The sequence below is a fragment of the Stenotrophomonas sp. 278 genome (assembly GCF_003935715.1).
Classification (GTDB): Bacteria; Pseudomonadota; Gammaproteobacteria; order Xanthomonadales; family Xanthomonadaceae; genus Stenotrophomonas; species Stenotrophomonas maltophilia_AH.
Genome location: NZ_RHPP01000135.1, coordinates 1 through 11,218 on the forward strand (window position 1 = coordinate 1; position 11,218 = coordinate 11,218).

An 11,218-nucleotide genomic window follows, 5' to 3' on the forward strand; every position below is an offset into this window, starting at 1 on the left:
GTGGTTTTTGGGGCCCCCCCCCGTGGGGGGGGGGGGGGGGCGGGCCCGGGGCTGGGGGGGGGGGGGCCCCCGGGCCGGCGCTACCGGGGATGGGTCATCTTCAACCCCATGCGCGCGTATGCGCGTGGGGCGGTGCCGTCGGTCAAGGCGCGGCGGAACAGCGGCGACATGCCGGCCAACATGCGCGCCGACGCGGCGGCCTGCATGCGCTGCAGCGGGGTCCGCTCCAGCATCACCTCGGCCCAGTCCGGCAGCAGCGCCGCGCCGGCACCCAGGAACAACTCGCGCGACAGCCCGGCCATGGGCACCGGCAACTGAATCCCGGACAGCACACCCAGCACCTCGCGCGAACGCGCATCAAACCGCAACTGCGGCTGCTGCGCGGCGAAATACGCGGTGACCGCCGCCTCGCTCGCCGGCACGTCGGTCGCACCCAGCGCTTCCGCGACGCGTCGGTACTCGCTGTAGTACCGGTCCGCAAATGCCGGCGATGCATCGCGGCAGTAACGCCGGTAGCCCTGCAGGAAGCCGTACGCTTCGGTCACATGCACCCAGGTCAGCAGGGCCGGGTCATCGGCCGAATACGGCTGCCCGTCCGGAGTGTGCCCGCGCACCTGCGCGTGGATCCGCTTCACCTTGGCGACCAGCGCTTCCACTTCGCCGCTGGCCGCATAGCTGGTGCCGGCCACGAACGCCGTGGTGCGGCGCAGCCGCCCGACCAGGTCGCCGCGGAAGTTGGAATGGTCATACACCCCGGCCAGCGCCAGCGGGTGCAGGGTCTGCAGCATCAGCGCACACAGCCCGCCGGCCAGCATGCCGGGGAGTTCGGCGTGCACCTGCCAGGTGGCGCTGTCCGGACCGAACCAACCAGGGTCGCCCAGCGGGTGGTCGTAGTCGATGCCGCTTTCGCCGCGTGGAAACGCGCCCAGCACCCAGCGGCGGATCGATGCGGTGGCAGGGGTGGCGAGGCGATGCAGCAATGACGGCATGGCAGGTCCGTATGGAGGTAAAAACGCCGCGGATCTGCGCGGTTGCGTCAATTCTGCGTGATCTGCGACAGGGGGGCCACGGCAAGCGATGCGCCTGGCTGAAAAATTTGCGTATGCAGCAGGAAATGCGGGAATTTCGCGACGGTGCTGCTGAATCTTAATGCCGCACTGCGGAAGATCTTGTGGCCGCTGCGCATTCAGAAAGCGCCCCTGCGGCGTTTTGTCGCACTGCCCATTGCCAAGCGAAATGAAAGTGCTACTACTGAATGCACGCGATGTAGAGCCGGGCTTGCCCGGCTGCATGCGGAGCCGGGCAAGCCCGGCTCTACGTTACATCGATGTCCCGTTCGTCCAATGCGCTACCGCTCGTTCCCCAAGGAGCTCGTGATGATCGCTTTGTTCAAAGGTTTGGGATTGCTGCTACAGGACAACGAGCTGTACCGCAGCCCGTTCGAGAAGCAGGTCGCGCATTGGCGCAACAAGAGTGAACAGCAGATCCGTGAAGAAGTGGACACCCTGGCCAAGGCCAAGGGCCAGTGGCTGATGGCGTCCATCGTCGGCTGGCAGGCGGCCTCGCTGCTGATCCTCGGCCTGATTGCCAATTACCTGTGGAAGGACGACTTCCATATCACCTTCACCCGCGTGGTGATCGTGTTCGGCTCCTGGGTCTCGATCCTGTTCGTGATCTGGTTCATGGCCAACATGTTTGACCATCAGGCTGGTTTCGAGCGCTGGATGAAAGCCTTCAACAGCCGCGCACGCATCTGCAGCGACGCCGACACCGTGGAGTGCGTGGCCGAGGCGCTGGACATGGCGCATCACTATCCGGAAGTGCTGGACTACAAGCAGGCGGTCACCGCCAGGCGCGAGCTGCGGCATGAGGACATCCGCATCATGCGCGAGATCGGCCGCATGAAGCAGCATTCGGAACTGGTGGGTCAGCTCAACCATGTGGGTGAGGCGGACGGTCGGCAGAATCTGCATCTGCAGCCGGCGTTTTAAAGCAGCGGGGCAAGCCCCGCTCTACATGGATCCCGGTCCGTTATCCGGTAGCGCCGGCCGTTGGCCGGCCCAGGCGATCCATCCACGGTCATGAGCGCCGGCCAATGGCCGGCGCAACCGTTACATCCCGCGGAACAGACTCATGAACGGCTGGCTCACGTTCAACACTTCCGGGCGCTGCTTCAAGCGCAGCTGACCACGCCCGGTGTCGTCGCGACTCACCGCCGCCACCGCCTTCATGTTGACGATGGTCGAGCGGTGGATCTGGCGGAATTTCTGCGGGTCCAGCACTTTCAGCAGCTCCCGCAGCGGCGTGCGCAGCAGGCTTTCACCGGCTTCGGTGACCACCGTCGTGTATTTGCTGTCGGCGCGGAAATACATCACGTCTTCCAGCATGATCAGCTGGGTGTCGCGCCCGTTGCTGGCGGTGATCCAGGCCAGCGGCGGTGCGTTGCTGTGCGCGCCCGGTGCCTGGCCCAGTCGCTGCAGCAGCTGTTCCAGCATCGCGTTGTCCGGCCGCCCCAGCTGCATGCGGCTGAGAATGCGCTCGCGCGTGGCCAGCAGGCGCTCGTCGCTGACCGGCTTGAGCAGGTAATCCATCGCGCCCTGCTCGAACGCATCAATCGCGTACTGGTCATACGCGGTGACGAACACCACCTGGGTGCGCGGGCTGATCTCGGGCAGCGCGCGCGCCACCTCGATGCCGCTGATACCCGGCATGCGGATGTCGAGGAAGGCCAGGTCCGGCTTCAGTTCGGCCAGACGCTCCAGCGCGCTCGCGCCGTCCTCGCATTCGGCCACCAGCCGCAGCTCCGGCCACAACCGGCCCAGCTGGGCCACCAGTGACTGCCGCAGCAGGTCTTCGTCTTCGGCAATGAGTGCATCAAGCTGCATGGATGGCCTCGCGCGCGTCGCGCGGCAGGGTGATGGTGGCGGCGACGCCACTGGGGAAGTTGCTCACGATGGCCACGCCGGCGCGCTCGCCGCAGGTCAGGCGCAGGCGCTCGCGCAGGTTCTTCAGGCCGATGCCGGTACCGCTGGTGCTCTGGCCGAAGCCGAGTCCGTCGTCGGCGACGGTGAGGGTGACATGGTCGTCGAAGCTGCGCGCGATGATCCAGACGGCGCCACCACCGGGCTTGGGTTCCAGCCCATGCTTGATCGCGTTTTCCACCAGGGTCTGCAGCGCCATCGACGGCAGCGGCAGGCCGTGCAGTGCCGGCGGCACGTCCACCTGCAGCGCCAGCCGCGCGCCCATGCGGATCTTCAGGATTTCCAGATAGGCCTGGGTGCGTTCCAGTTCCACGCCCAGGGTGGACATCGACTCGTCCACGCTGGGCAGCGAGCTGCGCAGATACTGGATCAGGTGCCCCAGCATCTGGTCGGCCCGCGGCGGGTCGGTGCGGGTGAGCACCTGCGCATTGGCCAGCGTGTTGTACAGGAAATGCGGTTCCACCTGGGCGTGCAGCAGGTTCAGCCGCGCCACCGACAATTCCTTCTCCGTGGCGGTCTGCTCGGCAGCGGCCTGCTCGTCGCGGCGCTGCTCGGCCACGCGGCGGGTGATGGCGCGGCTGACCGCCTCGGCGTTCTCGTAGTTGCTGCCTTCGTCCACCGCCAACAGGTCGGCCCACACGCCGGCGTCGGGTTCGAACAGCAGGGTCACGCTGCAGGTCCCCTGCCCCGGGGTCACCGTGGCCAGCACGCTGTTGCGTTTGATCGCCAGCCGCGCCGGCAGGTTCCAGCGTGATGGCTTGCGGCCGTTGTAGGGGTCCACGCGGCGCACGTAGGCACGCACCTGCAGGCTGCCGGCGGCGCTTTCGACGTCTTCCACGCGTGGCAGTTCGGCAATGGCCTTTTCCACCACCGCAAAGGCGGCACCGGCGTCCATGGGCACTTCAATCTGACGGCGCTGGCGGCTTGATAGGGTCTGCGCGTCCAGACGCCCGGCCACCAGCCAGACCCGGCGCAGATGGGTGATGCAGCTGCCCAGCGCGGTGATCATCAGGAACAGCACCAGCAGGGCGAACACCCAGCCCGGGCCTTCATCCATGCCGTGGAAGATGCCGCTCCAGACGAAGCCGGCCACGATGAGCGCGGCGGCCCAGGCAGCCAGAATGCGGAAGATCAGGGCGAGGCTGGCGAACACGGTGGCGGGTTCCGGCAAGGGTGTGAGGCGAGCATAGCCCTGTGGCCAGAGGGAACAAGCGCCGTGCGACGAAACCCCGGATTGAGGGCGTGAACCGGTCTCCGGTTGCACCGTAGAGCCACGCCCTGCGTGGCTGGGCGTGGCCATTCGGGTTGGTCGAAGCCACGCAGGGCGTGGCTCTACGGGGTTTCAATTCATGTCATTTCCGCTCGGCCGCACTGGCCTCACGCGGGGCGCGGAACTGGGAATCCTCGCTCCAGTTCGGCCAGGCCCGCGAATTGGCCAGCTGGTTGCCCAGCGTATAGACCACTTCCAGGTCGCGCGCGGCCCCGGCGAAGGTCCAGTCCGGCTGCCATTCGTCGCCCTGCTGGTGGTAGCGCTTGGCGGTGTAGTCGTCGGAGGCCTTCTTGCCGGCTTCCACACCACCGTCCACCCAGTCCTGGCCCGCCGAGTACGACACCGCCGGCACGCCGCGCTTGGCGAACGGGAAGTGGTCGGAACGAAAGAACAGGCCCGCTTCGGGTTTCGGGTCCGGGGTGTAGCGGATGTCCCAGCCCTTGGCCACGTCCTTGAGCTGGTCCAGCAGTTCCAGCTTGGCCGAACCGTAGATGCCGAAGTCACGCGACGGCCCGAACGGAGCCATGCCGTCCATGTTGATTACCGCCACGGTCCTGCTCAACGGATATAAAGGATGGCTGGCGTAGTACTCCGAACCCAGCAGGCCCTTTTCCTCGGCGGTCACCGCCAGGAACAGCACCGAGCGTTCGGGGCGCTTGCCCTTGGCAAAGCCGCGGGCAAGTTCGACCAGCGAGGCAGTACCACTGGCGTTGTCCAGCGCGCCGTTGAAAATGGTGTCACCGTTCGCGTCCGGCTTGCCCACGCCGATGTGGTCCCAGTGCGCGCTGTAGATCACCGTTTCATCGGGGTATTTGCTGCCTTCCAGACGGGCGGCCACGTTGTGCGAGGTGATCACTTCGGTCTTCACCGCGTACTTCGCGGTCAGGGTTTCCCCCTTCAGCTCGACCGGCTTGAAGTCAGCGCGCTGCGCCTGCTTCTTCAGCGCCTCGAAATCCTGGCCGGCGCGCTTGAACAGCGCCACCGCCAGATCACGCTGGATCCAGCCTTCCAGCAGCGGGTGCGCTTCGGCCGGGTTGTCGCGGACCACGTCGAACATGGTGTTGGTGTTGCTGCCGGCCACGGTGGCCCACCCGTACGAGGCCGGTGCGGTCTCGTGCACGATCAGCACGCCGAGCGCGCCCTGCCGGGCACCTTCCTCGTACTTGTAGGTCCAGCGACCGTAGTAGGTCATGCCCTTGCCGTCGAAGGCCCCTTCGCCGGTTTCAAAATCCGGGTCGTTGATCAGCACCACCGCGATCTTGCCCTTCAGGTCCACGCCCTTGAAGTCGTCCCAGTTGCGCTCCGGCGCGTTCACGCCATAGCCGAGGAACACCAGCGGCGCGTTCTGGATGTCGACTTCGCTGGCGCCGTTCATGGCCGCGCGTACGGCAATTTCCTGGCCCTGGGTCAGCGCCTGCGGCTTGCCCTTGCTGGCCAGCGACAAGCTGGGCGTACCCACGATGTCGCCTTTGCGCAGCGGCACGGCCTGGGTCCACAGGCGCGTGCCGTCCTTCAGGTCGCCGCCCGGCTGCAGGCCGGCGGCGGCAAACTGTTTGCTGAGGAAGGCGACGGTCTTTTCTTCACCGGCAGTGGCCGGGGAGCGGCCCTCGTAGGCGTCCGAAGCCAGTTCCTTGACGTCGGCGGAGATCCGCGCGCCGTCGAATTTTGGCGTCGCCGCCATCAGCGCGCTGGACACCGACAGGGCCAGCACGCTCAGTACCACTCGTTTCATTGCTCTCTCCGCAGCACGGGGGACACACCCCATCATCCAACGGATCATAACCTGCACGCATCGTCTGGGCCGGCCAACGGCCGGCGCTACCGAAGCAGGGTCGCGACGCCAAGACCGTGCGTTGCAGCACCGGTAGCGCCGGCCGTTGGCCGGCCCAGGCGGTGCGTCACCACGCGGTAGTGCCGGCCGCTGGCCGGCAGCTCTTCAAACCATCACCAGTTCGGATCTTCCGCCGGTGCGGCCGGCTTCGGAGCCGCTGCGCGTGCCGGCTTCGGCTTGGCCGTGCCTGCCGCTGCCGGTGCCGCCGCGGCGGTCTGCTTTACCGCCGCCGCCTGCTGGCGCAGTTCAATCGAACCCGGCTTGAACGCCGCCCCGCCCAGATCCGCGCCCCCTTCAATCGTGCCGTAGGACGTCTGCGACGCCACGCGGTCAATCCGGATCGTGCAGCACGGCATTTCCGAACGACCCAGCGAACGGCCGGTCTGCGGGTCCTTCAGCTCTTCGCCCAGGCTCACGGCCTGCCAGCGCTGGCCGACCTTAAGCGAATCACCGCCCTGGCTCAGCACCACCTGGTCACCGCTGACCGAGACCACCGACACCGGGAAGATCTCGGTGATGATCGCGGTGCCGATCTGGCCCGACAGCGACTCCATCATCGCGGCCGCCATGCCCTTGCCGTCCACCACGCGCGGCAGCGTGCTCGGGCCGGTGCCCGCCAGCTGGTGGTCGAAGCTGTCCGACATCACCACCTCACCGGTGGTGGCGTTGATCAGGCGCAGGGTGATGCGCCCACCGCCGGAGTACGAGGTCACCTGGCGGTCGGACATGCGCAGGTTGCGGACGCTGCGCGGGTACTCGAAGCGCTCGATGGTCGGCACCAGGATCAGGTCGGTGGCCAGCTGCTGGCCCAGCCGCGCCGTGTCCTGCAGGCGCACGTTGCCGCTGTTGATATGGTCGATCTCGGCCTGCATCTCGTCGCCGAATTCCCGGTCCAGCACGATGAAGCGCTTGGTCTGGGTCAGCGTGTCGTTCAGACGTGCGCGGATCGCACGCGCCACCTCGTCACTTTCCACCCGGCCGTCGCCCACCGCATAGGTGCGCGAGCGCACGTGCGGCTGTGCAACCACGATCTTCGGCCGGCCCTGCTCGTCGGGCGCGCGGTACTTGGCGATTTCGGCGCGGACGCGCACCTTCCAGTAACTGCGCAGGGTGCGGCGGTTGTAGTCGCCCTCGAACGAGCGCGCGCCCTGCTTGGCCGACACCTCGGCCTGTTCCTTGTAGCTTTCCTTGACGCTGGCCGAGGCCGAGCCACCGCCACCGGAGGCTTCAGCCTGTGCCTGCGCCGAACCACTGGCCGAGGCCGAGGCGGAGTAGCTGTAGCCCTCGTCACTGGCGCGCACGCGCGCAATGACTTCCTCATCCAGCTGGGTCACTTCTTCCTGCGAGAGGATTTCATAGCCCAGCACCGCCCCCTGCGAGGCGGCAATCATCTGCTGGGCAAACGCGTCGGCGCGGATGTCGCCGACGTGCTGCCCATCCACGTCCACATGCAGGCCCGCGCGGATGCTCTGCATCTGGCTGGCCACACGCACGCCGTTGACCTGCGACACCGCCGACTGCAGGGCGTTGAGCACGGCCAGCTCCGGCGTGCTGCCGATACCCTCCGCCTCACGGGCCACCTGGGTGGTGCCACCGAAATCCGGACCACCGCGCAGCGGCTTTTCAGCGGCAGCCGGCTGTTCCAGCTTGGACTCGGGCTTCGGGTCTGCCTTCGCCTCGACCGGTGCCTCCTGCTTGCCGCAAGCGGCAAGCAAGGCAGCGGTGAGGGCCAGGCTCAACAGTCGTACGGAGCTGTGCATGCGGGCCTTTCCTCAGGTCAGATCAAAGCGAATCGAGCATCGACTCAGCGTTGCCCGGCACCTTGATCTTGGAAGCCTTGGCAAAGGTCAGCGCCGCCTTCGACGAGCTGTACAGACCCTTCAGGTACCCCGGCGACTCCTTGGCCACCCACGCACCAGCGGCCAGCTTGCGGCCCACGGTAGCCATCTGGGTAGCGCCCAGGTTCTTCATGCCGCTGGCAAAGTTGCTGGCTTCGCCGCTCAGCTTCTGGCCATCGGCCGCCGAAGCGACCAGCGAGACCAGGCCTTCGGCGTAGTGCTGCTTGGACTCGGCGCTCAGCTCCGGCTTGGCGGCCACGCGCTCATCGATCGCGGCCTGGGCGGCTTCGCTGACCGACACCGACTTCTTCATCTGGTCCACATTGACCGAACCGGACGACAGCGCCATGCGCTCGGCTTCCAGCAGCTGCACCTGTTCGGCCAGGCCGAAGGCCTTGGCGAACGAGGTCTGGGCCTGCAGCGAGTGCGACTGCGAGGACACGAAACGACGCACCAGCGCTTCCTGCGCGGCTTCGTCGGGCACCTTGGCCGAGGACGACGAAGCGGTGTTGCCGCCGCCCGCCAGGTCCTTGAGCTTGCCGAACTGGGCGTGGGCCGGAGCGGTGAAGGCGGTGGCGATGGCCAGTGCGATGAGGGTCTTGCGGATCATGGAGTTCCCCTGTTGTTCAATGTTGGATTGCAATGCGTCGCGTTTAACGCACGGCCTTGACGTTCAATTCGTTGATCATCTGCTGCGCGCCCTTTTCCGAGGCGATCTGCAGCGCGTTGGTGCGGGCGACGCTTTCATCCGGGCCGGTACCGGAGAACTGCACCGGACCCACCGACGAGACGGTGCGCGGGAAGCGACCGCTGACGTCCAGCACCTTGCCGGTCACGGTGACGAACACGCGCACGTTGCCGCTGACCGGGTCGCGGTCACGCATGCCCACGTCCAGGGTGCCCACGGCCAGGTACGGAATGTTGGCGGCTTTGATGCCGTTGGCGGTGTCGCGCAGGGTGGCGGCCGACAGGTCGTTGCCGGTGCTGAAGTCCTTGCGGATGCGCTCGATGCTGAGCAGGCCACGGCTTTCGCCTTCCACGTACTCGGCTTCCACCACTTCATAGCCGGCGGCGCTGAAAGCACCGGTCATGGCAGTGTTGATCTCGTTGGCGTTGGACACCTTCCAGGTGATGTTGTCGCTGCGGCGGGTGGTGCTGCCGCCCGAGGTCACCGACGCCGAGGCGTTCTGGTTGATGCTGCCGCTGGTGCTGACCGAGTTGCCACGGAAGCTGTCGCCTTCGCGGGTCTTCTCGTCATAGCTGACGCTGGCGTCGACGCGGCGGTATTCCTTGTCCTGGAACGACTGCGCGGTGTCCTGCGCACGCGCCATGAACAGGAAGGTCAGCAGCGAACGCTCGCTGGCACGGGCACCGGCGGTGGCCGAACCGGCATCCAGCTTGGTCTGCAGCAGGGTGGTGTTGATCTCGGCGCGGACGGTGACGGTGTAGGTCTTGGCCTTCTTGTCTTCGGTGTCCGACAGCGGCACCGCGCTCAGCACGTACCGGTCGATGTCGCCGATGAATTCGTCGCGGCGGGCTTCGAACAGGCGCAGCTTGGCCGCGCCGGACTCGGCGATGTACGCCTCCAGTGCGTTCACCTTGGCCTTGTTCAGGGCCTGGGCGCGGGTGTCGGCACTCAGGCGCAGGCCATAGCTGGCCGAACCGGTACCACGGGAACTGGCGGACTGTGCCGCGACAGGCGCGGCCACCATCAGTGCGATGAGAATCAGCAGTACGGCACGAATCAACGGCATGACTTGATCAACTCCTGGAGGGCTTGGGTCTGTTGCTGCAGCGGCTTGCCGCCGGGCTTCTGTTCGTCCAGCCAGGCGCGCGAATCGGCGCGCTTGGCGGCGGCACCGGCGAAGGCATCGAGCCCGGCCAGCACGGTTTCGTAGCTGGCCGACCACTGGTCCACCTGCCACTGCGTGACCGGCACCACCTTGGTGGCCCCCTTGCGTAGCGGCTGGTCGAAGAACACCTTGCCGGAGAACGGCTCCACCACCGACACGTTGAAGAACGCGCCAAACAGCATCGTTTTCACCGCCGGGGTTTCATTGATCACGCCGTGCTTCATGGCATCGAGCTTGAGCTTGATGACGTAGTCGGCCTCGGGAATCTTCAGCTGGTAGACCTTGCCGTCGGCAAAGCGCGCGGCCATCGCCCCGCCAATGGCCTGGCCGGTGGCGGGCGGCAGCAGGCCGATGCCGGTGTTGGAGGAGATCGCCTTGGACAGCTCATGCGCCAGGGTGGCACGCAGCACCGGTTCCAGCGCCGGGTCCGGCAGCTTGGCGCGGGCGGCGTCGCTCAGGGTCACTTCGCCCACCTGCAGGCGGCGCACCGAAGCGTCCGGCAGCTTCGCCGGGTTCAAGGTGGCGGCCAGCACCTGCGGCAGGCTGGTGGCCGCGTTGCCGTAGAGCAGGTCGGCGATGATGGCGTCGACTTCGCTGGCATCCGGGCGGTAATCCTGCACGTCGATGCGCTGCAGGGTGATCGGATAGGAGGCGACCACCTGGCGTTCGCGGAAGTCGAAGAACAGCGCCTGCAGCGCCACTTCCACCAGCACCTTGTACTGGCCGCCGATGGGCTCCACCGAGACCAGTTCGCGGTCCAGCGCCGCTGCCAGCACGGTGGCGCTCGTGGTGCCGTCGAGCATCGCCAGCGGCTGGTCAATCAGCTCCAGCTGGGTCGGCTTCTGTGCGTTCAGGCGGGCCCACAGGGCTTTGTTGAGCGTGGGCAGGCCGCGTGCTTCGAGCACCGCCGCGGTGCGAGGGGTACTGGCCTTCACCGCGCTCTGGTCGGCGGTATAGGCAAAACCGGCCCAGTAGGCCTGCTGGGATTTGTCGGCGGCCTGCACGGCCCCGCTGGCCAACACCACCACCAGCCCGCACACCCACAGCCACGCGCCATGCGCGCGCGTACGCTTCGTCCTTGAAACCATTGTCCCGCTGTCCTTATGGAGTGACCCTGGCAGAGACCGGGTCAGATTTGTGAATGGGCGTCACAATACGCCGGTCCGGTGACAGGGGCAAGACCGCGCAGCCACGCAGGGCGTGGCTCTACGGCGGTGGAAAATCCCGTAGAGCCACGCCCTGCGTGGCTGCCCGGTGCCCGGTCAGGCGGGATGCCGAGCCCTGGCCTGCAACAACGCCTTCTCGCGCACATTCGTGGTCAACGCAGCCGCACGCGCGAACGCCTCTGCCGCTTCCGCCGCCCGCCCCAGCTGCGACAACAGGTCGCCCTGCACCGCCGCCAACGGAGCGTACTGCTGCAGGCGCGGGTCGGCCGCCAGCTGCTG

10 protein-coding genes and 1 pseudogene are annotated in these 11,218 nt (G+C 66.9%); 1 reads left to right on the plus strand and 10 read right to left on the minus strand.

Annotation, left to right across the window (positions count from 1 at the left end):
• Nucleotides 1-80: 80 nt before the first annotated feature.
• Nucleotides 81-989 carry an oxygenase MpaB family protein gene (locus EGJ34_RS17750; protein ID WP_125361800.1) on the minus strand — a complete coding sequence of 303 codons (909 nt, stop codon included), beginning with the start codon at nucleotides 987-989 and terminating at the stop codon, nucleotides 81-83.
• A gap of 47 nt (nucleotides 990-1,036) precedes the next feature.
• The gene (locus EGJ34_RS22335) at nucleotides 1,037-1,186 is read right to left on the minus strand and encodes a hypothetical protein (RefSeq protein ID WP_185750228.1); all 150 of its coding nucleotides are present in this window, start codon (nucleotides 1,184-1,186) and stop codon (nucleotides 1,037-1,039) included.
• A gap of 190 nt (nucleotides 1,187-1,376) precedes the next feature.
• Between EGJ34_RS22335 and EGJ34_RS17755 the strand changes: the two genes are divergently transcribed.
• A complete protein-coding gene (locus EGJ34_RS17755) occupies nucleotides 1,377-1,991 on the plus strand; it encodes a hypothetical protein (RefSeq protein ID WP_185750229.1) in 615 nt (204 codons plus the stop codon).
• A 120-nt stretch (nucleotides 1,992-2,111) separates the two neighbouring features.
• On the opposite strand, the gene EGJ34_RS17760 is transcribed toward EGJ34_RS17755, so the two are convergent.
• The 8 genes and pseudogenes from EGJ34_RS17760 to EGJ34_RS17795 form a co-directional block, all read right to left on the minus strand.
• The gene (locus EGJ34_RS17760) at nucleotides 2,112-2,885 is read right to left on the minus strand and encodes a LytTR family DNA-binding domain-containing protein (protein WP_125361802.1); all 774 of its coding nucleotides are present in this window, start codon (nucleotides 2,883-2,885) and stop codon (nucleotides 2,112-2,114) included.
• Complete coding sequence (locus EGJ34_RS17765) at nucleotides 2,875-4,134, minus strand: histidine kinase (RefSeq protein ID WP_125361803.1); 1,260 nt, start codon at nucleotides 4,132-4,134, stop codon at nucleotides 2,875-2,877. The genes EGJ34_RS17760 and EGJ34_RS17765 overlap by 11 nt, the downstream gene beginning before the upstream one ends.
• A gap of 199 nt (nucleotides 4,135-4,333) precedes the next feature.
• Nucleotides 4,334-5,983, minus strand: a complete 1,650-nt coding sequence (locus EGJ34_RS17770) for a M28 family metallopeptidase (protein WP_125361804.1) — start codon at nucleotides 5,981-5,983, stop codon at nucleotides 4,334-4,336.
• Nucleotides 5,984-6,195: 212 nt separating this feature from the next.
• On the minus strand, nucleotides 6,196-7,842 hold the full coding sequence (locus tag EGJ34_RS17775) for a CsgG/HfaB family protein (RefSeq protein ID WP_125361805.1): 1,647 nt from the start codon (nucleotides 7,840-7,842) through the stop codon (nucleotides 6,196-6,198).
• 22 nt (nucleotides 7,843-7,864) lie between these two features.
• Nucleotides 7,865-8,530, minus strand: coding sequence for a hypothetical protein (locus EGJ34_RS17780; RefSeq protein WP_125361806.1), 666 nt, complete (start codon nucleotides 8,528-8,530; stop codon nucleotides 7,865-7,867).
• Between the two features lie 43 nt (nucleotides 8,531-8,573).
• Nucleotides 8,574-9,674, minus strand: a complete 1,101-nt coding sequence (locus EGJ34_RS17785; protein WP_125361807.1) for a hypothetical protein — start codon at nucleotides 9,672-9,674, stop codon at nucleotides 8,574-8,576.
• Nucleotides 9,665-10,861, minus strand: coding sequence for a hypothetical protein (locus tag EGJ34_RS17790; RefSeq protein ID WP_260477048.1), 1,197 nt, complete (start codon nucleotides 10,859-10,861; stop codon nucleotides 9,665-9,667). Before EGJ34_RS17790 ends, EGJ34_RS17785 begins: the two co-directional genes overlap by 10 nt.
• Before the next feature lie 174 nt (nucleotides 10,862-11,035).
• A pseudogene (locus EGJ34_RS17795) lies at nucleotides 11,036-11,218 on the minus strand (RNA polymerase subunit sigma-24); the annotation flags it as partial.